This window comes from Streptomyces sp. NPDC031265, assembly GCF_055570295.1.
The window spans coordinates 224,927-247,546 of sequence record NZ_JBVIHM010000002.1 but is presented as its reverse complement, the minus strand read 5'-3'; the positions used below and the strand labels follow the sequence as shown (position 1 = coordinate 247,546).

Sequence of the window (22,620 nt, the reverse complement as noted above, 5' to 3'; positions counted from 1 at the left end):
GGAGGTTTCCGTGGAGGCTCCTCCGGAGGCGCTCACCGCCCCGGCGGAACGGGCCGGGGCAGCCGCGCCGCTCGCGCCCCGGGCGCGGCTGTTCCCCGCCCTCTCGGCCGTCTACCGGGCCCAGCTCTCCCGGGCCAAGGTGGCCCGCATCCCGCTGCTGTTCGTGGCGACCTTCCAGTCGATCGGGATCATGGTCCTGATGCGGGGGGTCGTGGACGGCGGCAGCGAGGCGCGGGCCGTGGTCGCCGGGTCGAGCGTGCTGGTGGTCGCCTTCGTCGCGCTCAACCTGCTCGCGCAGTACTTCGGGCAGCTGCGGGCGGGCGGCGGCCTCGACCACTACGCGACGCTGCCGGTGCCGCCCGCCTCCGTGGTGCTCGGCGCGGCCGCCGCGTACGCCTCGTTCACCGTGCCCGGCACGCTGGTCACGGCCATCACCGGCTGTGTGCTCTTCGGGCTCCCGATGGCGCACCTGTGGGTGCTCGCCGCGGTCGTCCCGCTGGCGGGCGCCGCGCTCGCCGGGCTCGGCGCGGCCCTCGGGCTGCTGGCCCCGCGCCAGGAACTGGCGACCCTGCTCGGCCAGTTGGGCATGTCGGCGGCGCTGCTGCTCGGCGTCCTGCCGGCCGACCGGCTGCCCGGACCGATCGCGTACGCACGTGATCTGCTGCCCTCCACGTACGGGGTGGAGGCCTTCGCGCACAGCTTCGACGGGCACCCCGACTGGGCCGTCATCGGGCTGGACCTCGCGGTCTGCGCGGCCGTCGGTGTCGTCTCGCTGCTCGTCGCGACCTGGGCGTACCGGCGGGCGGCGGTCTCCCGGTGAGGCGCCGCACAGGAGCGCCTGGCACGATGGCGGGGTGACCGCACCTCTGACGCCGCCTCACCAGCAGCCACCGGACGACGACGCCTGGCAGGACTCCGCACACCCCGGTCCCGGGCCGGGTGCCGAGGGCGGCCCCGTCGCCCCCGTACGCGAGGAGGGGACCGCGATGAAGGCGGAGCTGCGGGACGCCGTGATCGCGGCGGTCGCGGTGGCGGTCACGGGCGTGCTGCTCGGGCTGCTGTGGGTGTGGCTGGCGCCGCGGGTGCCGCTCGTCTCCGACGACAAGGCCGTGTTCCTCAAGGACACCGAGGGCGAAGAGGCGATCGGGGCGGACGGAACGTTCATCCTGCTCGCGCTGGGGTTCGGCGTGGTGTGCGCAACCCTCGTCTTCCTGCTGCGCAAGCGCGGCGGCATCCCGCTGGTGGCCGGGCTCGCCGTGGGCGGGTTGCTGGGGTCCTGGCTGGCCTGGCGGGTCGGGGTGTGGCTGGGGCCGACGCAGGACGTGGTGGCGGCGGCGCGGGCCGCGGGCAAGGGGGTCGTGTTCGACGCGCCGCTGAAGCTGAACGCGAAGGGGGCGTTGTTGGCGTGGCCGGTGGCGGCGATGGGGACGCATCTGGGGCTGACGGCGCTGTTCGCTCCGCGAGACCCGGAGGCGTGGCCCCCTACCGAGCTTTGACCCCCACCCAGCCCGTTCCCGCTGTGACATGTGCGGCTCCGCCGCGTGGCCTCCGGGGGTGGGTGGGGGGTGAGGCGGGTTTCCCGGGGGCTGCGCCCCCGGACCCCGTTGCGGGGCCTGCGGCCCCTGCACCCCGCTACGGGGGCTTTGCCCCCGGTACACCGCCGCCGGTACCTCACACCGTGGCCGCACCCCATCCCCTCAGGGGCGCGGGGAACTGCGCGATCAGCCCCCGCTGACCCGCACAGAAACACCGGGCCGGAAAGGGGCGCGGGGAACTGTGCGATCAACCCCCACCGCCCCGCAGCCGAACACCCGGTCGGCGGGGCGCAGCCCCAGGCAGCTACGCCGGGCGCCTCCCATGGTTTGCTCGGCCCTTTTTGATGCGCCACTTCCGCTTGCGCGTTCGTTTCGACATGGGGGCAACTTGCTCGCCCATGAGCGAAGTGTCCAGGGGGGTTACCGGACACAACCGAAAACTACCCCCGCGCCACCGCCGCCAGCACCGCTCCCGTCAGCGCCACCAGATCCCCGGGCGCCAGCTCGACCTCCAGGCCCCGGCGCCCGGCCGAGACGCAGATCGTGGCGTGTGAGGACGCCGACGCGTCCAGGACCGTGCGCAGACGGCGGCGCTGGCCCAGCGGAGAGATGCCGCCCCGGACGTAGCCCGTGGTCCGCTCCGCCGCCGCCGGGTCCGCCATCGCCGCCCGCTTGCCCCCGACCGCCGCCGCCAGCGCCTTCAGGTCGAGGGAGCCCGCCACCGGGACCACCGCCACGGTCAGCTCGCCGTCGACGTCCGCCACCAGCGTCTTGAAGACGCGGTCGGGGGACACGCCGAGGGCCCGGGCGGCCTCCTCCCCGTACGACGCGGACGCGGGGTCGTGCTCGTACGCGTGCACCGTGAACTCCGTGCCCGCCGCCGTCAGCGCCACCGTCGCCGGGGTGCCCCCGGACGCCTTCTTCTTCGCCAACTCGCCTGCGTCCTTACGTCAGTTGGGGCTCGTGGGGGAGCGGGTCAGGTCCACCGCCGGGAGAGAGGGCAAATGGCGGATCACCGCCGTCTCCGCTCGTAGCAGCTTCAGCTCCTCGCGCAGCCGCGTCGCCGTGTCCGGTGCCTGGAGCAGGCGCTGCTTCGCCGGGACGTCAAGCACCGCGGCCGCCGCCACCAGGTACGACACCACCGACGGCTCGTCGGGCAGCTCGGCCGAGCCGGTGACGGATCGCTCACGCGCCCCCGCCAGCCGCTTCTGGTACGCCCGGAACGCCCGCAGCACGCCCTCCGCCAGCGCCCCGGCCTCCTCGCCCGGCTCCTCGGGCAGCTCTTCCAGCTCTGCCGTGAGGTACGGGCCGCTCGCGTCCACCGAAAGGAGCTTCACGCGCGTGGTGCCCGTTGCCAGGACCTCGAAGCTGCCGTCCGCGCGCTCCCGGATCGTCGCCGCGTCCGCGATGCACCCGACCTGGTGGAACGCCTGGATCGGGTCGGGGCCGAACCCGGCCGCCGGACCCTTCTCCGGGATCGCCGTCTGGTCGGGCAGCCCGGGGCCGGTCGGCGCGACCTCGCGGCCGTCGCGGATCGCGACCACGGCGAACCGGCGCGGCTCGTCGTCGGAGTCGGCGCCGGAGTCCGGGCCGGACTTCAGCAGATCGCGCATCATGGCGCGATAGCGCTCCTCGAACACGTTCAGCGGCAGGACGAGGCCGGGGAACAGGACCGAGTTGAGCGGGAAGAGGGGCAGGCGAGCGGTGGTCACAACGCTCAAGCGTAATGGTCGCCGGACCGGCTGCGTCCGGGCTTCCCGAGGGCGCCCGCGCTCGGGAGCCCGGCGGCCCGGCCCGGCGCCTTCGCCGGGGGCTGCCCGGGGGCGCCGACGGGTCCGGCCGCAGCCCCTGCCGGGCCGCGTTCGCGCGCCGGCGGCGTCCTCGCCGCCACCTGCCTGCGCACCCCGTCGCGCAGCTCGGTGAACCGGCCCAGCGGGTCGTCGTCGAGCCGCGCCCACGGGAAGGCCGTGGCGTGGGGGCCGATGCGGCGGAACTGCTCCAGGGCCTCCTCCCAGCGCTCCCGTACGACCAGGACGTACGTCAGCAGATTGCGCACCTCGGCGGGCCACGGGTCGCCCGGCTCGTACGCGGCGGAGAGCGAGATGGCGAGGTCCGCCGCCGCGTCGATCCGGTCGCGGAACAGCTCCTGCGGGCTCTGGCGGCCGGTCGGTGCCCCGCTGGCGTCGGCGGCCAGGCAGGCGAACGCGGCCCGTACCGGCAGCGCCTGGACGAGCGAGCCGGGCAGCGCGTCCGCCGCGGCCTCCTCGGCGAAGCCGAAGCACTCCCGGTGCGAGCCGTACCACTGCGCCGAGAGGTACTGGAGCGCGGCCACATGGCAGCCGTAGTGGTGCGAGGAGCGGCCGACCGCCTCCCCCCACAGCGACTCGAAGACCGTGTGCGGCGCATGGGTGCCGCGCGCGTGGTCGAGCGCGATGCGCCACGGCACCGGGTCCGCGGGCTCGGCCGAGGCCGCCGCGTCGATCAGCGGCGCGACCTCGCGCAGCAGCTCGGCGCGGGCCGGCGAGCCCCACGCCCGTACGATCGCCAGCTCCGCCTTGACCAGCAGGGCGTCCGGGTCCCGGGGCGCGGCGGCCAGCCAGTCGGCGAGCCAGTCCGGGCGGCTGACCGCGAAGGCCGCGAGCCGCATGGTGTAGCGGTCGCGGTTCTCCCACTCGGCCGACTCGCGGGTGACGGCGAGGAGTTCGGCCGCCGCTCTGTACTCGCCCCGGGCGGCGGACACGAGCGCGGGGCCGAGCCGGCCGTCGGGTGCGTCGAGGAACAGATCCTCGTCGGCCGGGAGGTCGGTGGCGAGGTGCGGGGTGTGCCTGACCGCGCGGACGGCACGGAGCAGGGCGCGTACGAATGACATGGTGCGGACCATTCAAAACCGCAGGTCGGAGCTCCGCCAGTGGTGTGCGGTGAAGAGTCTGTGGTGGCCGTGACGGTTGTACGGGCGCGGGTCAAGGACCGGCAAATTTCAGCCACGCCGCAGCAGGCGCGAGGCGCCCGCCGCCACGGTGGTGGCAAGGATCCAGCCGAGCACGATGAGCACCGCCGAGACCCACTGCCAGCTGCCGTGCAGCTGCCAGTAGCCGTCCTGCCCCAGGTTGATCACCGGTACGAGCAGATCGAGGGCGTACAGCGACGCGTTCCAGTCCGGGTGCTCGTCCGCCTTGATCGGCGTCGGGTCGTAGTGCGAGAACGCCAGCGCGCCCATCGCCCACAGCACCGCCATCCACAGCGCCGCCCGGCCCGGCCGGTAGCCGTACGCCACGGTCAGGTCCTGGAGCACGCCCCACAGTTTCCCGGCCAGCGGAAGGGTCTCGCGGCGCCGGCGCTGCTTGGCGAGCAGCACCTCGCGCGCGTCCGCGTCCTCGCCGCTGTTGCGCAGCACGGTGGCCAGCCGCTCGTAGGGCTCCGGCGCGTACTCCGGAGTCGCCGCCGCCACCCACTCCAGCCGTCTGGCCAGCGGGAACAGTCCGCGCGGGATCAGGTTGTCGTAGCTGAAACCGCCCATCGCGAGCCCGCCGGGCCCCGGCCAGCTCGTCGACATGTCGACGAGGTTCACGACCCGGGCGCCCGAGAGCACCACCCGGCCCCGCTCCGGCCGCTCCCCGAGGAAGCGCAGCTCCGGCGTCTGCACCCGGCGCAGCGACAGCTCCTGGTAGTCCCGCATCACGAAGCGCGCGCTCTGGAAGTCCACGGCGTCCCCGAACCGGCCGTCGTCCAGACGCAGCCCGCCCTCGCAGACGAACGGCTGGACACGGGTGCCCCGGGCCGGTGTGCCCGTGTAGTTCGTCCCGTACGGCGGAGTGGTGGTCTCGGTGGCGCCGGGCGAGACGGCCGCCGCCGTCATGTAGAGCGTCCGCTCCACGGTCAGCTGCGGCGCGTTCAGCGCGCGCCGCCCCTCCGGGTTCACCAGCCGGCTGCCGCGCAGGCTCAGCGTCACCCCGACCTTCGCCGCGCGCAGGCTCACCTCCCCGTACGACTCGATCAGCTCGGCCTGGAGGTCCTGGGCGACCGAGAGGCCGTCGGCCGCGATCGAGCGGCCCTTGCGGTCGGCGCGGATCACGGCCTCGTTGAGCAGCAGATCGGTGCCGATGTGGGCGTCGGTGAGCCGGATGCCGCGGGCGATCCGGCAGCGCGGCAGATGCAGATCGCCCTCGGTCTGCAGCCGGGCCGCCTCGACCCGCGGGATCGCGCAGTTCACCATCCGCACGGTGGTGACCCGGCACTCGGGCATCAGCACCTCGTTCTCGAACCGGCAGTTGTTCAGCTCCACGTACGGCGTGACCGTGCCGCCCGACAGGTTGAGCGCCCCGACGATCTGCACGCCGTTCAGCTTCAGGGCCGCGACCCGGCCGGGCAGCGCGGGCGGCCCGTGGAGCAGCAGCAGTGCCACCGCGCGGGCCTTCACATGGCGCTCGGGCCCCCATACGCGCCCCGAGAACGGGTCGTCCCGCACCCGGTTGCGGGTGCGCAGGTCGTAGGTGCCGCCGTTGCGGAAGGCCTCCCACATCCCCAGCTCCACCGGACTGAACCAGTCCGGGGCCACATCGGCATCCGGCGCCTCGGTCACTGCCGTCCCCCTCGTCCCCTGCCCGCCCCGCGCGGTCGTGTGCGGTCGCGTGCGGATGTACATGCGTGTGTAACGGAGTGAACGCTAGTGGTCACGGCCGGGCGCGGGGCGGCCGGGATACGTATCAGCCAGTGATACGGGCGATCGGTGGCGTGATGCGGTCTGAGAGAATTGGTTCCGTGATCTCTCGAATCGATCTGCGCGGCAACGCCCTCCCCGAGGGGGGCGCCCTGCGCGACCTGCTGCCCCGTGCCGAGTTCGACGTGGAAGCCGCCCTGGAGAAGGTGCGGCCCATCTGCGAGGACGTGCATCATCGCGGCACGGCGGCGCTGATCGAGTACGCGGAGAAGTTCGACGGAGTGACCCTGGAGCGGATCCGGGTGCCCGCCGAGGCGCTCGCCGAGGCCCTGGAGACGCTCGACCCGCAGGTCAAGGCGGCGCTTGAGGAGTCCATCCGGCGCGCCAGGATCGTCCACCGAGCCCAGCGCCGCGGCGAGCACACCACCCAGGTGGTGCCCGGCGGCACCGTCACCGAGAAGTGGGTACCGGTCGAGCGCGTGGGGCTCTACGCGCCGGGCGGCCGGTCGGTGTACCCGTCGTCCGTGGTCATGAACGTGGTCCCGGCCCAGGAGGCGGGCGTCGAGTCCATCGCGCTGGCCTCCCCGCCGCAGAAGCCCCGCTTTGAAGGAGACACAGCCGGCGGACTGCCGCACCCGACGATCCTCGCCGCGTGCGCGCTGCTCGGCGTCGACGAGGTGTACGCGGCGGGCGGCGCCCAGGCCGTCGCGATGTTCGCGTACGGCACCGAGGAGTGTGCGCCCGCGAACATGGTGACCGGCCCCGGCAACATCTGGGTCGCCGCCGCCAAGCGCTACTTCACCGGCCGCATCGGCATCGACACCGAGGCCGGACCGACGGAGATCGCCGTCCTCGCGGACGAGACCGCCGACCCGGCGCACGTCGCCGCCGACCTGATCAGCCAGGCCGAGCACGACCCGATGGCGGCCGCCGTCCTGGTCACCGACTGCGCGGCGCTCGCAGACGCGGTCGAGCGCGAGCTGGAGCCGCAGATCGCGGCCACCAAGCACGTCGAGGACCGGATCAAGCCGGCCCTCGCGGGCAAGCAGTCCGCGATCGTCCTGGTCGACGGCCTGGAGCAGGGCCTCAAGGTGGTCGACGCGTACGGCGCCGAGCACCTGGAGATCCAGACCGCCGACGCCGCCGCCGTGGCCGGCCGGGTCCGCAACGCGGGCGCGATCTTCGTCGGCCCGTGGGCCCCGGTCTCGCTCGGCGACTACTGCGCGGGCTCCAACCACGTGCTGCCCACCGGCGGCTGCGCCTGCCACTCCTCGGGCCTGTCGGTCCAGTCCTTCCTCAAGGGCATCCACATCGTCGACTACAGCCGGGACGCCCTGGCCGAGGTCGCCCACCACGTGGTCACGCTCGCGGAGGCCGAGGACCTGCCCGCGCACGGGGCGGCCCTCAAGGCGAGGTTCGGATGGAAGGTGCCGGGCCAGTGAGCGCGTACGACATCGGCATCGACGACCTGCCCGTACGCGACGAGCTGCGCGGCAAGTCCCCCTACGGGGCGCCCCAGCTGGACGTGCCCGTCCAGCTCAACACCAACGAGAACCCGTACCCGCTGCCCGAGCCGCTGGTCGCGAGGATCGCGGAGCGCGTGGCGCAGGCCGCGCGCGGGCTCAACCGCTACCCCGACCGGGACGCGGTGGAGCTGCGCACCGAGCTCGCCCGCTACCTCACCCGCACCGGCGGGCACACCGTCGGCGTCGAGAACGTGTGGGCGGCCAACGGCTCCAACGAGGTCATCCAGCAGCTGCTGCAGACCTTCGGCGGCCCCGGCCGCACCGCCATCGGCTTCGAGCCCTCGTACTCGATGCACGGCCTCATCGCGCGCGGCACCGGCACCGGCTGGATCTCCGGGCCGCGGGGCGAGGACTTCACGATCGACGTGGAGGCCGCCGAGAAGGCCATCGCGGAGAACGCCCCGGACGTCGTCTTCATCACCTCGCCCAACAACCCCACCGGCACGGCGGTCGACGCCGAAACGGTTCTCGCGCTCCACGAGGCCGCACAGGCCGCCAAGCCGTCCCTGGTGGTCGTCGACGAGGCGTACGTCGAGTTCAGCCACCGCGAGTCGCTGCTGCCGCTCATCGAGGGCCGCCCCCACCTGGTCGTCTCGCGGACCATGTCCAAGGCCTTCGGCGCGGCCGGGCTGCGCCTCGGCTACCTCGCCGCGCACCCGGCGGTGGTCGACGCGGTCCAGCTCGTCCGGCTGCCGTACCACCTCTCCGCCGTCACCCAGGCGACCGCGCTCGCGGCCCTGGAGCACACCGACACGCTGCTCGGCTACGTCGAGCAGCTCAAGCGGGAGCGGGACCGGCTGGTCACCGAGTTGCGGGCGGCCGGTTACGAGGTGACCGAGTCGGACGCCAACTTCGTCCAGTTCGGCCGCTTCGAGGACTCGCACACCGCCTGGCAGCAGATCCTCGACCAGGGGGTCCTGGTCCGTGACAACGGGGTGCCCGGGTGGCTGCGCGTCACCGCCGGCACCCCGACCGAGAACGACGCGTTCCTGGACGCGGTCCGTCAACTCAAGAAGGAGCAGAGAGCATGAGCCGCGTCGGCCGTGTCGAACGCACCACCAAGGAGACGTCCGTCCTTGTCGAGATCGACCTCGACGGGACCGGAAAGGTCGACGTGTCGACGGGAGTCGGCTTCTACGACCACATGCTCGACCAGCTCGGCCGCCACGGCCTCTTCGACCTCACGGTCAAGACGGACGGCGACCTGCACATCGACTCGCACCACACCATCGAGGACACCGCCCTCGCGCTCGGCGCCGCCTTCAAGCAGGCGCTCGGCGACAAGGTCGGCATCTACCGCTTCGGCAACTGCACGGTCCCCCTCGACGAGTCCCTCGCCCAGGTGACCGTGGACCTCTCCGGCCGCCCGTACCTCGTACACACCGAGCCCGAGAACATGGCGCCGATGATCGGCGAGTACGACACCACGATGACCCGGCACATCCTGGAGTCCTTCGTGGCTCAGGCGCAGATCGCCCTGCACGTCCACGTCCCGTACGGGCGCAACGCGCACCACATCGTGGAGTGCCAGTTCAAGGCGCTGGCGCGGGCGCTGCGCTACGCATCCGAGCACGACCCGCGTGCCGCGGGCATCCTTCCTTCGACCAAGGGCGCGCTGTGACCGGCCTCAACACCATCCTCATCGTCCTCGGGCTCTTCCTCGCGGGCGGCGTCTACTCCTTCGTCAAGCAGGACATGTCCAAGAGCCTGATCACGCTCCTGGCGATCAGCTCGGCGCTCTGCCTGGCCGCGGGCGTCCTCCGGCTGGAGGTGTGGAGTTGAGCGCCCCCTCCCGCAAGAAGGTCGTGGTCTTCGACTACGGCTTCGGCAACGTGCGCTCCGCCGAGCGCGCCCTCGCCCACGTCGGCGCGGACGTCGAGATCACCCGTGACTACGACACGGCCATGAACGCCGACGGGCTGCTCGTCCCCGGCGTCGGCGCCTTCTCCGCCTGTATGCAGGGGCTGCGCGAGGCGCGCGGCGACTGGATCGTGGGCCGGCGCCTGTCGGGCGGCCGCCCGGTGATGGGCATCTGCGTCGGCATGCAGATCCTGTTCGCCCGGGGCATCGAGCACGGCGTGGAGACCGAGGGCCTGGACGAGTGGCCCGGCACGGTCGGGCCGCTGAAGGCGCCGATCGTCCCGCACATGGGCTGGAACACGGTCAAGGCCCCCGAGGACAGCGAGCTGTTCGCGGGCCTGGACGCCGAGGACCGGTTCTACTTCGTGCACTCGTACGCCGTGCACGACTGGAGCCTGGAGGTCACCAACCCCAAGATCCGCGCGCCCCGGGTCACCTGGGCCACCCACGGCGAGCCGTTCGTGGCCGCGGTGGAGAACGGCGCGCTGTGGGCGACCCAGTTCCACCCCGAGAAGTCCGGCGACGCCGGCGCCCAGCTGCTGACCAACTGGATCGGAACCCTGTGATGGCACCGTCGTCCCCGAAGCTCGAACTCCTGCCCGCCGTCGACGTCCGCGACGGCCAGGCCGTCCGCCTCGTCCACGGCGAGTCCGGCTCGGAGACCTCCTACGGCTCCCCGCTCCAGGCGGCGCTCGCCTGGCAGGCCTCCGGCGCCGAGTGGCTGCACCTGGTGGACCTGGACGCGGCCTTCGGCACCGGCGACAACCGCGCGCTGATCGCCGAGGTCGCGGGCGCGATGGACATCAAGGTCGAGCTGTCCGGCGGCATCCGCGACGACGCCTCCCTGGAGGCCGCGCTCGCCACCGGCTGCCGCCGCGTCAATCTGGGCACCGCGGCCCTGGAGACCCCGGAGTGGGTCGCCAAGGTCATCGCCGAGTACGGCGACAAGATCGCGGTCGGTCTGGACGTACGCGGCACGACCCTGCGCGGCCGCGGCTGGACCCGCGACGGCGGCGACCTCTACGAGACGCTGGCGCGCCTCGACTCCGAGGGCTGCGCGCGGTACGTGGTGACCGACATCGCCAAGGACGGCACCCTCCAGGGCCCCAACCTGGAGCTGCTGCGCAACGTCTGCGCGGCCACCGACAAGCCGGTGGTGGCCTCCGGCGGCGTCTCCTCGCTCGACGACCTGCGGGCGATCGCGGGGCTCGTGGGGCAGGGTGTGGAGGGCGCCATCGTGGGCAAGGCCCTGTACGCGAAGGCGTTCACCCTCGAAGAAGCCCTGGAGGCTGTGTCCCGATGAGCGACGTTCGGCGTGTACAGAGTGACGTTCCCAGTCCCTGGGAGGACTCGATCGGCTTCGCGCGCGCCGTCGCCGCGGGCGACCATGTGCACGTCGCCGGCACCACGCCGTTCAGGGGCACGGTGCTGTACGGCGAGGGCGACCCGTACGAGCAGGCCAAGGTGGCCTTCTCGAACGCCCTCGCCGCGCTCGCGGAGTTCGGGCTCGGGGCCGAGTCCGTGGTCCGCACGCGTATGTATCTGACCCACGCGCGGGACATCGACGAGGCGGGCAGGGCCCACAAGGAGCTCTTCGACGCCGTCCGCCCGGCGGCCACGCTGGTCATCGTGACCGGTCTGGTCGACCCGCGCATGCTGGTCGAAGTGGAAGTAGACGCTTACCGAGGCGCCGCCGGTGCCCCTGAAGGAGCCCCCGCATGACCCTCGCGGTGCGAGTCATCCCCTGCCTGGACGTCGACAACGGCCGGGTGGTGAAGGGTGTCAACTTCCAGAACCTGCGCGACGCGGGCGACCCGGTCGAGATGGCCAAGCTGTACGACGCCGAGGGCGCGGACGAGCTGACGTTCCTGGACATCACCGCGTCCTCGGGCAACCGCGAGACGACGTACGACGTGGTGCGGCGCACCGCCGAGCAGGTCTTCATCCCGCTGACGGTGGGCGGCGGGGTCCGCTCGGCGGACGACGTGGACAAGCTGCTGCGGGCCGGGGCGGACAAGGTGGGCGTCAATACGGCGGCGATCGAGCGCCCCGAACTGATCCGCGAGATCGCGGAGCGGTTCGGGCGTCAGGTGCTCGTCCTGTCGGTCGACGCGCGGCGTACCGAGTCCGGCTCCTTCGAGGTGACCACGCACGGCGGGCGCCGGGGCACCGGCATCGACGCGGTGGAGTGGGCGCACCGGGCGGCGGAGCTGGGGGCGGGGGAGATCCTGCTGAACTCCATGGACGCGGACGGGACGAAGGACGGGTACGACGTCCCGATGATCTCGGCGGTCCGCCGCCACGTCACCGTGCCGGTGATCGCGTCGGGCGGGGCGGGGCGGCTCGCCGACTTCGCTCCGGCGGTGGCGGCGGGGGCGGACGCGGTCCTGGCGGCGTCGGTGTTCCACTTCGGGGACTTGCGGATCGGGGATGTGAAGACGGCCCTGCGCGCCGCGGGCCACCCGGTGCGCTAGCCCCACCCCGCCCCTTCACCTAAACCCTCCGGGGGTGGGTGGGGGTTGAGGTGGGTTTTCCGGGGCCGGCGGCCCCTGGACCCCTGGGCTGGGCCTGCGGCCACCCCTGGGCGGGCCTGCGCCCCTGCGCCCCCGGGCTGGGCCTGCGCCCCCGGGCGGGCCTGCACTCCCGGGTGGGGCGCGGCCCCTGCACCCCGCTCACGGGGGCTTCGCCCCCCCAGTAGCCCCGCTGGGGCTGCGCCCCCGCCCCCGCTGGGGCTGCGCCCCCGCCCCCGCTGGGGCTGCGCCCCCGCCCCCGCTGGGGCTGCGCCCCCGCCCCCGCTTGGGGGCTCCGCCCCCGATCCTGTTCGTCTGCAGGCTGTCTGTGGCTGGTCGCGCAGTTCCCCGCGCCCCTGAAGGGCCCCCGCTCCTCAAACGCCGGAGGGGCTGGATTTCGGCCGGGCCCCTTCTGCCTTTGGGGGCGCGGGGAACTGCGCGCTCAGCCAGCGACGGCCCGCAGACAGACCCCGGGTCGGAAAGGGGCGCGGGGAACTGCGCGACCAGCCAGCGACGGCCCGCAGTCGAACGGGGCCCGGGGCGGAGCCCCGGCTACACGCCCAGCTTCGCCTCCAGCGCTCGCGTCGCCGCCGACTTCTCCCCCTCCACCTGCACATCCGCCGCCTCCTGGCGCCCCGAGACGAACAGGGCCAGTTCGGACGGGTCACCCGTGACCGTCACCACGGGAGTCCCGCGGCGGGCCACCGCCGTCTGGCCGTCGGGGCGGCGCAGGACCAGGCCCACGGGGGAGCGGCGGCCCATCAGGCGCGCCATCTTCTCCAGGCGGGACCAGAGGACGTCCGCGAAGACCGGGTCGACCGGGCGCGGCGTCCAGTCGGGCTGGGCGCGGCGGACGTCCTCGCCGTGGACGTAGAACTCGATCGCGTTCGCCCCCTCGTCGACCTGCTTGAGGTTGTACGGCGAGTACTTCGGCGGCCCCGTACGGAAGAGCCGGACCAGCTCCTCGTAAGGCTTCGCGGCGAACTCCGCCTGCACCCGGTCCAGCCGGGACTTCAGCGCGCCGAGGATTATCCCGCCGGCCGCGTCGAGGCGGCGCTCGCGGACCACGAGGTGCGCGGCGAGGTCGCGCGCGGTCCAGCCGTCGCAGAGGGTCGGGGCCTCCGGGCCCGCCGCCTCCAACAGGTCGGCGAGCAGAAGCCGTTCACGCTTGGCATGGGTCGACATGGGGGCCAGCGTACGACCCGCGCCCACGTCCGCCCAGTGGACGCACCGCCGGAGCGCCCCCGAGCCACGGCACAATGGGGCCATGACCAGCACTCTCGACCCCGCCGTCGCCGCCCGCCTGAAGCGGACCGCCGATGGACTGGTCCCGGCCATCGCCCAGCAGTACGACACCGGCGAGGTGCTCATGCTCGGCTGGATGGACGACGAGGCCCTGCACCGCACCCTGACCACCGGCCGTTGCACCTACTGGTCGCGCAGCCGGAACGAGTACTGGGTCAAGGGCGACACTTCCGGGCATTTCCAGCATGTGAAGTCCGTTGCGCTGGACTGTGACGGGGACACCCTGCTCGTCAAGGTCGATCAGGTCGGCGCCGCCTGCCACACCGGGGATCGGACATGCTTCGACGCCGACGTCCTGCTGCCCGCCCCCGCTCAGTAGGGTCTCGCCATGGATCTCGAAACCTTCCGCAAGCTCGCGGTGGACCGCCGCGTCATCCCGGTCAGCCGCCGCCTCCTCGCGGACGGCGACACCCCCGTGGGGCTCTACCGGAAGCTCGCCGCCGAGCGGCCCGGCACCTTCCTTCTGGAGTCCGCCGAGAACGGGCGGTCCTGGTCGCGCTACTCGTTCGTGGGCGTGCGCTCCGCCGCCACGCTCACCGCCCGCGACGGCGAAGCCCACTGGCTGGGCACCCCGCCCGTCGGCGTCCCCACCTCGGGTGATCCGCTGGAGGCCCTGCGGGCGACCGTCGAGGCGCTGCACACCCCGCGCGACCTGGCGGCCGGGATGCCGCCGTTCACCGGCGGCATGGTCGGCTACCTCGGCTACGACATCGTGCGCAGGCTGGAGAGGATCGGGGAGCACGGGCGCGACGACCTGCGGCTGCCCGAGCTGACCATGCTGCTCACCTCCGACCTCGCCGTGCTCGACCACTGGGCCGGGTCGGTGCTCCTGATCGCCAACGCGATCAACCACAACGACCTGGACACCGGCGTCGACGAGGCGTACGCGGACGCCGTGGCACGGCTCGACGCCATGGAGGCGGACCTGGCCAAGCCGGTCGAGTACGCGCCCGCCGCCCTCCCGCCGTCCGTGCTGCCCGAGTACACCGCGCTGTGGGGCGGCAAGGCGTACCAGGACGCCGTCGAGGACATCAAGGAGCGCATCCGCGCGGGCGAGGCCTTCCAGGTGGTGCCCTCGCAGCGGTTCGAGACGCCCTGCAGCGCCAGCGCGCTCGACGTCTACCGGGTGCTGCGGGCCACCAACCCGTCCCCGTACATGTACCTCTTCCGCTTCGACGGCTTCGACGTCGTCGGCTCCAGCCCCGAGGCGCTCGTCAAGGTCGAGGACGGGCGGGCCATGGTCCACCCGATCGCCGGGACCCGGCACCGGGGCGCCACTCCGCAGGAGGACAACGACCTGGCCGAGGAGCTGCTCGCCGACCCCAAGGAGCGGGCCGAGCACCTGATGCTGGTGGACCTGGGCCGCAACGACCTGGGCCGGGTCTGCGAGCCGGGCAGCGTCGAGGTCGTCGACTTCATGTCCGTCGAGCGGTACTCGCACGTCATGCACATCGTGTCGACCGTGACCGGCCGGGTCGCCCCGGGCCGTACCGCCTTCGACGTGCTCACCGCGTGCTTCCCCGCCGGGACCCTCTCCGGCGCGCCCAAGCCGCGTGCCATGCAGATCATCGAGGAGCTGGAACCGAGCCGCCGCGGCCTCTACGGCGGCTGCGTCGGTTATCTCGACTTCGCCGGGGACTCCGACACCGCCATCGCCATCCGCACCGCGCTGCTGCGCGACGGCACGGCGTACGTACAGGCCGGAGCCGGCGTGGTGGCCGACTCCGACCCGGTGTCGGAGGACAACGAGTGCCGCAACAAGGCGGCCGCCGTCCTCCGCGCCGTGAACACGGCCAACCAGCTGAGCAGCTAGGGCCTGTCGGGGGTGGGGGGGAGGCGCGACGCAACACGGCCCCGGGTGACAAGATCACCGCGGTGCAGGCGATAGTGGAGTACGTGAGTGCCGTTCCCGAACCCCAGTCGCGTGCCGAATCCGCGCCGTCCGCCCGTGGCGGCGGCCGCCGCACCCTCGCCGCCGCCCTGCTCTTCGGCGCCGTCGGAGCCGCCGTCGTCCTGCTCGCCTCCGGGCAGACCTGGGCCGAGGGCCACGCCGCGGTCGGGGGCGGCTCCGTGCCGCTGCGCGCCACCGGACAGAACGTGACGGGTGTGCCCGCCGCGCTCGCGATAGTCGGGCTCGCCGCGCTCGTGGCGGTCTTCGCGGTCCGCCGGGCCGGCCGGTTCCTGGTCTCCGGGCTGCTCGCGCTGAGCGGCGCCGGGGCCGCGCTCGCCGCCTTCCTCGGCGCCGACGACAGCTCCGCGCTGGACGAGAAGGCCGCCAGGACCAGCGGCGACGCCGCCGCGACCATCGGCGGCCTCACCCACACCGCCTGGCCCTACGTCACCTTCGCGGGCGGCCTGCTGCTCCTGATCGCCGGGCTGCTCGCGCTCCGGTTCGGCGCCGCCTGGCCCGCGATGGGCGGGCGCTATGAGCGCGACGGCAGCCCCCGGGCCCGCAAGCCCCGCCCGGTCAAGGACCCGGACCGGCCCGAGGAGCTGTGGAAGGCCCTGGACCGGGGCGAGGACCCGACCGGAGTGTGAGCTGCCCCACGGGCGGCGACCCCAGGCTCGGGGCACGTACACGGGTGGGCGACAATGGTCGGTGAGCGGTCGGCGTCCCCGGACTGAGCGGCCGACTCCGCGACCCAGAGATTCACCAACGAGGAGCAACTCATGGCGGGCAGCAGCGGCGGCCACGGACACACCCCGGCCGCCTGGACCGGTTCGATCATCTCCTTCATCGGGTTCTGCGCGGCCTCGGTCTTCATCGTCGCCGCCAACCCGATCGGCTTCTGGGCCGGCACGGCGCTCACCGTGCTCGGCGCGGTCGTCGGCGGCATCATGAAGATGATGGGCATGGGCACCCCCAAGGAGACCGCCGAGATGGCCGCGGCCCGTGAGGACGCCGGCCTCAAGGCCCGCGCCCGCCTCGCCGAGGCCCGCTGAGACGACGCGCCACTCGACTGAGACAACGCTGTACGCAGATGAGGCGCGGCCCCCTGGGGCTGCGCCTCTCCGCGTGAACGGGGACAATCACCGCGTGGACGCCACCCCGACCCCGACGCCCGCCCCGACGGCCCCCGCCGCGGCGCGCCGGCTGCTCGTTCCGCTGGGCACCCTCGCCGGGGTCGCCGCCGCCTTCGCGTACGTGGGCGCGGTCGACCCGAACGAGCCCGGCCACTACCCCGTCTGCCCGCTGCTGCGGCTCACCGGGATCTACTGCCCCGGCTGCGGCGGTCTGCGCAGCGCCCACGACTTCATCACCGGCGACTTCGGCGCGGCCCTCGGGGCGAACGCGCTCGCGGTGGCCGGTTATGTGCTCTTCGCGGTCCTCTGGGTGGTCTGGGCCGTCCGCGCCACGCGCGGGCTGCCCTTCCGTGTCGACGTCAAGGACGCCCACTGGTGGGGCATCGGGGCGGTGCTGCTGGTCTTCTCGGTTGTCCGGAATCTACCGTTCGGGTCCGTGCTCGCGCCGTGACATTCCGTATATCTCCCCACGTCCCGGCTGTCCGAGGAGTGGGACGGGCGTCAACCGGATGCGGGCCCTTCGCTCCGGTGCGGATACCATCGTCATGGCTGATCCTGGCCGATCGTCAACGTCACCGTCCTGGAAGGGGGCCGCTCGCGTGAGTGTGCTCGACGAGATCATCGAGGGCGTCCGCGCCGATCTGGCGGAGCGGCAGGCGCGGGTCGGCCTCGACGAGCTCAAGGAGCGCGCCGCCAAGGCGCCCCAGGCTCGGGACGGCGTCGCGGCTCTGCGCGGCGAAGGCGTCAAGGTCATCTGCGAGGTCAAGCGCTCCAGCCCGTCCAAGGGCGCGCTCGCGGCCATCGCGGACCCGGCGGCCCTCGCCGCCGACTACGAGGCGGGCGGCGCCGCCGTCATCTCCGTGCTCACCGAGGAGCGCCGCTTCGGCGGCTCGCTCGCCGATCTGGAGGCCGTCCGGGCCAAGGTCGACATCCCGGTGCTGCGCAAGGACTTCATCGTCACCGCGTACCAGCTGTGGGAGGCCCGGGCGTACGGGGCCGACCTGGCGCTCCTGATCGTCTCCGCCCTGGAGCAGTCCGCCCTGGTGTCGCTGATCGAGCGGGCCGAGTCCATCGGGCTCACCCCGCTGGTCGAGGTGCACGACGAGGACGAGGTCGAGCGGGCGGTCGACGCGGGCGCCCGGATCATCGGCGTCAACGCGCGCGACCTGAAGACCCTCAAGGTGGACCGCACCGTCTTCGATCGCGTCGCCCCCGAGATCCCCTCGCACATCGTGAAGATCGCCGAGTCGGGCGTGCGCGGCCCGCACGACCTGATCGCGTACGCCAACGCCGGCGCGGACGCCGTCCTGGTCGGCGAGTCCCTGGTCACCGGCAAGGACCCCCGGGCGGCCGTCGCCGACCTGGTGGCCGCCGGCGCCCACCCGGCCCTGCGCCACGGACGGAACTGACCCCATGCCCATTGCCACCCGCCTCGCCCCCGGCTGCCGCCCCCGCGGCTGCCGCGCTCCGGCGCGCCGGGTGCACGGGCGACGGGTGCGGTACGTGATCGGCGACGAGCCGGGCCAGGTCAACGGGATGCGATGGCGCGGTGCCCTGAGCGCCGCCTGAGCTGCGCCCCTCAGGGGCGCGGGGAACTGCGCGACCGGCCCGGCGCGGCCCGCAGTCGCACACCCGGCTCATCACCGCGGCGCCTGGGCGCACTCGTGACCACACGTAACCCAGGACCGGGGCCAAGACGCCCCGGGGAGGTATCCCCATGTCCCACGAGTTCTTCATCCCCGACCCCGAGGGTCAAGTGCCCAGCCCCGAAGGGTACTTCGGAGCGTTCGGCGGCAAGTTCATCCCCGAGGCGCTGGTCGCCGCCGTGGACGAGGTCGCCGTCGAGTACGAGAAGGCCAAGGCCGACCCTGCCTTCGCCGCCGAGCTCAACGACCTCATGGTCAACTACACCGGCCGCCCGAGCGCCCTCACCGAGGTGCCCCGGTTCGCCGAGCACGCGGGCGGCGCCCGGGTCTTCCTCAAGCGCGAGGACCTGAACCACACCGGCTCGCACAAGATCAACAACGTGCTCGGCCAGGCGCTGCTCACCAAGCGCATGGGCAAGACCCGCGTCATCGCCGAGACCGGCGCGGGCCAGCACGGCGTCGCCACCGCGACCGCCTGCGCCCTCTTCGGGCTTGAGTGCACCATCTACATGGGCGAGGTCGACACCCAGCGCCAGGCGCTGAACGTCGCCCGGATGCGGATGCTCGGCGCCGAGGTCATCCCCGTGAAGTCCGGCAGCCGCACGCTGAAGGACGCCATCAACGAGGCGTTCCGCGACTGGGTCGCCAACGTGGACCGTACGCACTACCTGTTCGGCACGGTCGCGGGCCCGCACCCGTTCCCGGCCATGGTCCGCGACTTCCACCGGGTCATCGGCGTCGAGGCCCGCCGCCAGATCCTGGAGCGTGCCGGACGGCTCCCGGACGCGGCCGTGGCCTGCGTCGGCGGCGGCTCCAACGCCATCGGGCTCTTCCACGCCTTCATCCCGGACGCGGACGTCCGTCTGATCGGCTGCGAGCCCGGCGGGCACGGCATCGAGACCGGCGAGCACGCGGCGACCCTGACGGCGGGCGAGCCGGGCATCCTGCACGGCTCCCGCTCGTACGTGCTCCAGGACGACGAGGGCCAGATCACCGAGCCCTACTCGATCTCGGCCGGTCTGGACTACCCCGGCATCGGGCCCGAGCACTCCTACCTCAAGGACACCGGCCGCGCCGAGTACCGCGCGGTCACCGACGACGCGGCCATGCAGGCCCTGCGGCTGCTCTCGCGCACCGAGGGCATCATCCCGGCGATCGAGTCCGCGCACGCGCTCGCGGGCGCCCTCGAGGTCGGCCGCGAGCTCGGCAAGGACGGGCTGCTCCTGGTCAACCTCTCCGGGCGCGGCGACAAGGACATGGACACGGCGGCCCGCTACTTCGGGCTGTACGACAACGGGGCCGAGGGGGACGCGAAGTGAGCGGGAACGTACAACTGCTGAGCGACACCCTCGCCAAGGCGAAGGCCGAGGACCGCGCCGCGCTCATCGCCTATCTGCCGGCCGGGTTCCCGACCGTCGACGGCGGCATCGACGCGGTCAAGGCCGTCTTCGACGGCGGCGCGGACGTGGTCGAGGTCGGCCTTCCGCACAGCGACCCGGTGCTCGACGGGCCGGTCATCCAGACCGCCGACGACATCGCCCTCAAGGGCGGGGTGAAGATCGCCGACGTGCTGCGCACGGTCCGCGAGGCCCACGCGGCCACCGGCAAGCCGGTGCTGGTGATGACGTACTGGAACCCCATCGACCGGTACGGCGTGGAGCGCTTCACCGCCGAGCTGGCCGAGGCGGGCGGCGCCGGCTGCATCCTGCCCGACCTGCCGGTCCAGGAGTCCGCGCTGTGGCGCGAGCACGCCGACAAGCACGGCCTCGGCACGGTCTTCGTGGTCGCGCCCAGCAGCAGGGACGAGCGGCTCGCGCAGATCACCGCGGCGGGCTCCGGCTTCGTGTACGCGGCGTCCCTGATGGGCGTCACCGGCACGCGCGCGTCGGTCGGCGCGCAGGCCGAGGACCTGGTCCGGCGCACCCGGGCCACCACCGGCCTGCCGGTCTGTGTCGGCCTCGGCGTGTCCAACGCGGAGCAGGCCCAGGAAGTCGCGGCCTTCTCCGACGGCGTGATCGTCGGCTCGGCGTTCGTCCAGCGGATGCTGGACGCGCCGGACCACGCGAGCGGGCTCGCCGCCGTGCGCGCCCTCGCGGGTGAACTCGCGCAGGGCGTACGCCGTACGCCGTAAGGGCGCAGGCCGACGCCGCAACGCGCCGTAACCCCGCCCGGGCCGGGCGGACCGGGCTCGCGTTAGCTCGTACGGGTGGATATGGGACCGGGGAGGCACGTGGGTGCCTCCCCGGTTCGTTGCTGCGGGTGTGAGCGAGAAGAACCAAGAAGGCAAGAGAACAGCCCGCGAGCGGCTGGCCCAGGAGCGCGAGCGGCAGCGGTCCCAGGACCGCCGCAGACGCACGATGATCGTCGGCGGGGCGGTGGTGTGCGTCCTCGGGCTGGCCGCGGTGATCGGTGTGATCGCGGCCAACACCAAGAGCGACGACAAGAAGAGCACGGCGGGCCCGCTGCTCGCGCCCGCCGGCGCCGAGGGCAAGGACAACCTGGCCATCCCGGTGGGCGCCGCCGACGCGCCGTCCACGCTCACGGTCTGGGAGGACTTCCGCTGCCCGGCCTGCGCCGCGTTCGAGAACAGCTTCCGGTCCACGATCCACGAGCTGGAGGGCAGAGGCCAGATCCGCGTCCAGTACCACCTCGCCACCCTGATCGACCGCAACCTCGGCGGCAGCGGCTCGCTGCACGCGGCGAACGCGGCGGGCTGCGCACAGGACGCCGGGAAGTTCTCGGCGTACCACGACGTGCTCTACAGCAACCAGCCCAAGGAGACGGACGACGCGTACGGGAAGAACAGCAAGCTGATCGAGCTGGCCCAGAAGGTCCCCGGCCTCGACACGGCCGGCTTCCGCTCCTGCGTGGAGGGGGGCAAGCACAACAGCTGGGTCGGCAAGTCCAACGACGCCTTCCAGAACGGCGGCTTCAGCGGCACGCCGACGGTCCAGCTGAACGGGGAGTCGGTCTTCCCGCAGAGGGGCAGCGAGCAGATCAGCCCGGCGAACCTGAAGAAGTGGGTCGTCGAGGCGAACAAGGGCAAGCAGCCGGGGACGGCTTTGCCGTCGCAGCCGGGGGCGCCCGCCCCCAGTTCGCCGCCGGCGGGCGCGCCTGCCGTGTCCGGGGCGAAGCCGAGGTCCGCGCATGTGCCGGGGACGGTCCCGAAGAAGGCGCCGGCACCGGGCTCGGCGCATCCGGGGGCCCCGGCGGCCCACGCGGGACCGGGCGCGGGAACCGCGACCCGGTCCGGGGCGGGGACGGGAGCGGGGGCCGCTCCGGCTCCGGCGGCCCCTTAGGCCCCTGCCGTACCGCTCGTTACTCATAAGTTGCCGGGTGGGTGGTCCGACCGCCCGCCCGGCAGGGTAGCGTCGACCCTGCCATGAACCTCGCCTTCATTCCCAGCCCGTCGACCGGCGTGATCCATCTCGGACCGATCCCGCTGCGCGGCTATGCCTTCTGCATCATCATCGGTGTCTTCGTCGCCGTCTGGTACGGCAACAAGCGCTGGATCGCCCGGGGCGGCAGAGCCGGCACCGTGGCCGACATCGCCGTCTGGGCGGTGCCCTTCGGCCTCGTCGGCGGCCGCCTCTACCACGTCATCACCGACTACCAGCTGTACTTCAGCGACGGTGAGGACTGGGTCGACGCCTTCAAGATCTGGCAGGGGGGGCTCGGCATCTGGGGCGCCATCGCGTTCGGCGCGGTGGGTGCGTGGATCGGCTGCCGGCGCCGGGGCATCCCGCTGCCGGCCTGGGCCGACGCGCTGGCCCCGGGCATCGCCTTCGCCCAGGCCGTGGGCCGCTGGGGCAACTGGTTCAACCAGGAGCTGTACGGCAAGCCCACCGACGTGCCGTGGGCGCTGAAGATCACCGAGGGCACCAACCGGGTCGCGGGCACCTACCACCCGACCTTCCTGTACGAGTCGCTGTGGTGCCTCGGCGTCGGCTTCCTCGTCATCTGGGCGGACCGCCGCTTCAAGCTGGGCCACGGCCGGGCGTTCGCGCTGTACGTCGCGGCGTACTGCGTGGGACGCGGCTGGATCGAGTACATGCGGGTCGACGAGGCCCACCACGTGCTGGGGCTGCGCCTCAACGACTGGACCGCGATCACCGTCTTCGTGCTCGCCGTGACGTACATCGTGATCTCTTCGCGGGTGCGGCCGGGGCGGGAAGAGGTGGTCGAGCCGGGCGGCGTCGACGAGGCGGTGGAGCCGGGCTCCGCGGAGTCCGCCGACGCGGAGCCGGAGTCGGGGGATGCGCCCTCCGACGACGCGCCCGCCGGCGAGGCCGAGAAGTCGGTGCCGTCCGAGAACGGGACGACGAGCAAGAGCTGAGGCCCGTTGGGGCCGGGTTTCGTCTGCGGGCCGTCTGCGGCTGGTCGCGCAGTTCCCCGCGCCCCTGGGCGGCTGGGGCCTGTCCGGCGGATCTGGTCGCCCGCGAGGTGCCTGCGCCTTTCGGTCCCGGTGAGCGGGGTCCTGGTGTGTCCTGCTGCAAGGCGGAGGAGGGCGTCGACGCGATGGGGGTCCCCCTGCTCGAACGAAGTCGAGAGCTTGGG

At 73.1% G+C, this 22,620-nt stretch carries 26 protein-coding genes and 1 pseudogene; 21 read left to right on the top strand and 6 right to left on the bottom strand.

Annotated features, from left to right (window positions below; translation table 11 throughout):
* Nucleotides 1-10: 10 nt before the first annotated feature.
* Nucleotides 11-820 (top strand): ABC transporter permease, encoded by an 810-nt coding sequence (locus tag ACZ499_RS05310; RefSeq protein WP_468672853.1) that lies wholly within the window; start codon nt 11-13, stop codon nt 818-820.
* 34 nt (nt 821-854) lie between these two features.
* On the top strand, nt 855-1,496 hold the full coding sequence (locus ACZ499_RS05305) for a DUF2567 domain-containing protein (protein ID WP_468672461.1): 642 nt from the start codon (nt 855-857) through the stop codon (nt 1,494-1,496).
* Between the two features lie 343 nt (nt 1,497-1,839).
* Here the strand turns inward: ACZ499_RS05305 and ACZ499_RS05300 are convergent, their stop codons facing one another.
* The 5 genes from ACZ499_RS05300 to ACZ499_RS05280 form a co-directional block, all read right to left on the bottom strand.
* Complete coding sequence (locus tag ACZ499_RS05300) at nt 1,840-1,914, bottom strand: hypothetical protein (protein ID WP_465270266.1); 75 nt, start codon at nt 1,912-1,914, stop codon at nt 1,840-1,842.
* A gap of 61 nt (nt 1,915-1,975) precedes the next feature.
* A complete protein-coding gene (gene ybaK, locus ACZ499_RS05295; protein ID WP_468405298.1) occupies nt 1,976-2,467 on the bottom strand; it encodes a Cys-tRNA(Pro) deacylase in 492 nt (163 codons plus the stop codon).
* Nucleotides 2,468-2,485: 18 nt separating this feature from the next.
* Nucleotides 2,486-3,247: an LON peptidase substrate-binding domain-containing protein gene (locus tag ACZ499_RS05290; RefSeq protein WP_385541413.1), complete on the bottom strand. Its 762-nt coding sequence runs from the start codon at nt 3,245-3,247 to the stop codon at nt 2,486-2,488.
* 5 nt (nt 3,248-3,252) lie between these two features.
* The gene (locus ACZ499_RS05285) at nt 3,253-4,416 is read right to left on the bottom strand and encodes a hypothetical protein (protein ID WP_468672458.1); all 1,164 of its coding nucleotides are present in this window, start codon (nt 4,414-4,416) and stop codon (nt 3,253-3,255) included.
* Nucleotides 4,417-4,512: 96 nt separating this feature from the next.
* A complete protein-coding gene (locus tag ACZ499_RS05280; RefSeq protein WP_468672456.1) occupies nt 4,513-6,114 on the bottom strand; it encodes an oxidoreductase in 1,602 nt (533 codons plus the stop codon).
* 179 nt (nt 6,115-6,293) lie between these two features.
* Here ACZ499_RS05280 and hisD point away from each other — a divergent pair, with 179 nt between their 5' ends.
* From hisD to hisF, 8 genes are read left to right on the top strand one after another with little or no spacing between them, the layout of a single operon-like run.
* Complete coding sequence (gene hisD, locus ACZ499_RS05275; RefSeq protein ID WP_468672454.1) at nt 6,294-7,634, top strand: histidinol dehydrogenase; 1,341 nt, start codon at nt 6,294-6,296, stop codon at nt 7,632-7,634.
* On the top strand, nt 7,631-8,749 hold the full coding sequence (locus ACZ499_RS05270; RefSeq protein ID WP_468672452.1) for a histidinol-phosphate transaminase: 1,119 nt from the start codon (nt 7,631-7,633) through the stop codon (nt 8,747-8,749). Before hisD ends, ACZ499_RS05270 begins: the two co-directional genes overlap by 4 nt.
* Complete coding sequence (hisB, locus tag ACZ499_RS05265) at nt 8,746-9,339, top strand: imidazoleglycerol-phosphate dehydratase HisB (protein WP_067158063.1); 594 nt, start codon at nt 8,746-8,748, stop codon at nt 9,337-9,339. Before ACZ499_RS05270 ends, hisB begins: the two co-directional genes overlap by 4 nt.
* Nucleotides 9,336-9,500 (top strand): hypothetical protein, encoded by a 165-nt coding sequence (locus ACZ499_RS05260; RefSeq protein WP_468405288.1) that lies wholly within the window; start codon nt 9,336-9,338, stop codon nt 9,498-9,500. The genes hisB and ACZ499_RS05260 overlap by 4 nt, the downstream gene beginning before the upstream one ends.
* A complete protein-coding gene (hisH, locus tag ACZ499_RS05255; protein ID WP_468672451.1) occupies nt 9,497-10,144 on the top strand; it encodes an imidazole glycerol phosphate synthase subunit HisH in 648 nt (215 codons plus the stop codon). The genes ACZ499_RS05260 and hisH overlap by 4 nt, the downstream gene beginning before the upstream one ends.
* Nucleotides 10,144-10,881: a bifunctional 1-(5-phosphoribosyl)-5-((5-phosphoribosylamino)methylideneamino)imidazole-4-carboxamide isomerase/phosphoribosylanthranilate isomerase PriA gene (gene priA, locus ACZ499_RS05250; RefSeq protein WP_385541399.1), complete on the top strand. Its 738-nt coding sequence runs from the start codon at nt 10,144-10,146 to the stop codon at nt 10,879-10,881. Before hisH ends, priA begins: the two co-directional genes overlap by 1 nt.
* Nucleotides 10,878-11,300 (top strand): RidA family protein, encoded by a 423-nt coding sequence (locus ACZ499_RS05245; RefSeq protein ID WP_468405283.1) that lies wholly within the window; start codon nt 10,878-10,880, stop codon nt 11,298-11,300. The genes priA and ACZ499_RS05245 overlap by 4 nt, the downstream gene beginning before the upstream one ends.
* Entirely contained in the window at nt 11,297-12,052 is a 756-nt protein-coding gene (gene hisF / locus ACZ499_RS05240; RefSeq protein WP_385541395.1) for an imidazole glycerol phosphate synthase subunit HisF, read from the top strand. Before ACZ499_RS05245 ends, hisF begins: the two co-directional genes overlap by 4 nt.
* Nucleotides 12,053-12,640: 588 nt before the next feature.
* On the opposite strand, the gene ACZ499_RS05235 is transcribed toward hisF, so the two are convergent.
* Complete coding sequence (locus ACZ499_RS05235; protein WP_385541393.1) at nt 12,641-13,273, bottom strand: TIGR03085 family metal-binding protein; 633 nt, start codon at nt 13,271-13,273, stop codon at nt 12,641-12,643.
* Between the two features lie 82 nt (nt 13,274-13,355).
* Between ACZ499_RS05235 and hisI the strand changes: the two genes are divergently transcribed.
* The 11 genes and pseudogenes from hisI (at nt 13,356) to lgt (ending at nt 22,399) form a co-directional block, all read left to right on the top strand.
* Entirely contained in the window at nt 13,356-13,712 is a 357-nt protein-coding gene (gene hisI / locus ACZ499_RS05230) for a phosphoribosyl-AMP cyclohydrolase (protein ID WP_358836572.1), read from the top strand.
* Nucleotides 13,713-13,721: 9 nt separating this feature from the next.
* Entirely contained in the window at nt 13,722-15,206 is a 1,485-nt protein-coding gene (locus tag ACZ499_RS05225; RefSeq protein ID WP_468672446.1) for an anthranilate synthase component I, read from the top strand.
* Between the two features lie 74 nt (nt 15,207-15,280).
* Nucleotides 15,281-15,931, top strand: a complete 651-nt coding sequence (locus ACZ499_RS05220) for a TIGR02234 family membrane protein (RefSeq protein WP_385541446.1) — start codon at nt 15,281-15,283, stop codon at nt 15,929-15,931.
* Nucleotides 15,932-16,063: 132 nt separating this feature from the next.
* Entirely contained in the window at nt 16,064-16,336 is a 273-nt protein-coding gene (locus tag ACZ499_RS05215; protein ID WP_468405280.1) for an HGxxPAAW family protein, read from the top strand.
* Between the two features lie 94 nt (nt 16,337-16,430).
* Entirely contained in the window at nt 16,431-16,868 is a 438-nt protein-coding gene (locus tag ACZ499_RS05210) for a DUF2752 domain-containing protein (RefSeq protein ID WP_468672443.1), read from the top strand.
* A 148-nt stretch (nt 16,869-17,016) separates the two neighbouring features.
* Nucleotides 17,017-17,826 carry an indole-3-glycerol phosphate synthase TrpC gene (gene trpC / locus ACZ499_RS05205; RefSeq protein WP_468672441.1) on the top strand — a complete coding sequence of 270 codons (810 nt, stop codon included), beginning with the start codon at nt 17,017-17,019 and terminating at the stop codon, nt 17,824-17,826.
* Between the two features lie 4 nt (nt 17,827-17,830).
* A complete protein-coding gene (trpM, locus tag ACZ499_RS05200; protein WP_468405276.1) occupies nt 17,831-17,986 on the top strand; it encodes a tryptophan biosynthesis modulator TrpM in 156 nt (51 codons plus the stop codon).
* Between the two features lie 148 nt (nt 17,987-18,134).
* Nucleotides 18,135-19,382, top strand: coding sequence for a tryptophan synthase subunit beta (gene trpB / locus ACZ499_RS05195; RefSeq protein WP_468405274.1), 1,248 nt, complete (start codon nt 18,135-18,137; stop codon nt 19,380-19,382).
* Nucleotides 19,379-20,194 carry a tryptophan synthase subunit alpha gene (gene trpA, locus ACZ499_RS05190; RefSeq protein WP_385541380.1) on the top strand — a complete coding sequence of 272 codons (816 nt, stop codon included), beginning with the start codon at nt 19,379-19,381 and terminating at the stop codon, nt 20,192-20,194. Before trpB ends, trpA begins: the two co-directional genes overlap by 4 nt.
* 130 nt (nt 20,195-20,324) lie before the next feature.
* Nucleotides 20,325-21,146, top strand: a pseudogene (locus tag ACZ499_RS05185) (DsbA family protein); the annotation flags it as partial.
* A gap of 299 nt (nt 21,147-21,445) precedes the next feature.
* The gene (lgt, locus tag ACZ499_RS05180; RefSeq protein ID WP_468672438.1) at nt 21,446-22,399 is read left to right on the top strand and encodes a prolipoprotein diacylglyceryl transferase; all 954 of its coding nucleotides are present in this window, start codon (nt 21,446-21,448) and stop codon (nt 22,397-22,399) included.
* Nucleotides 22,400-22,620: the final 221 nt, after the last annotated feature.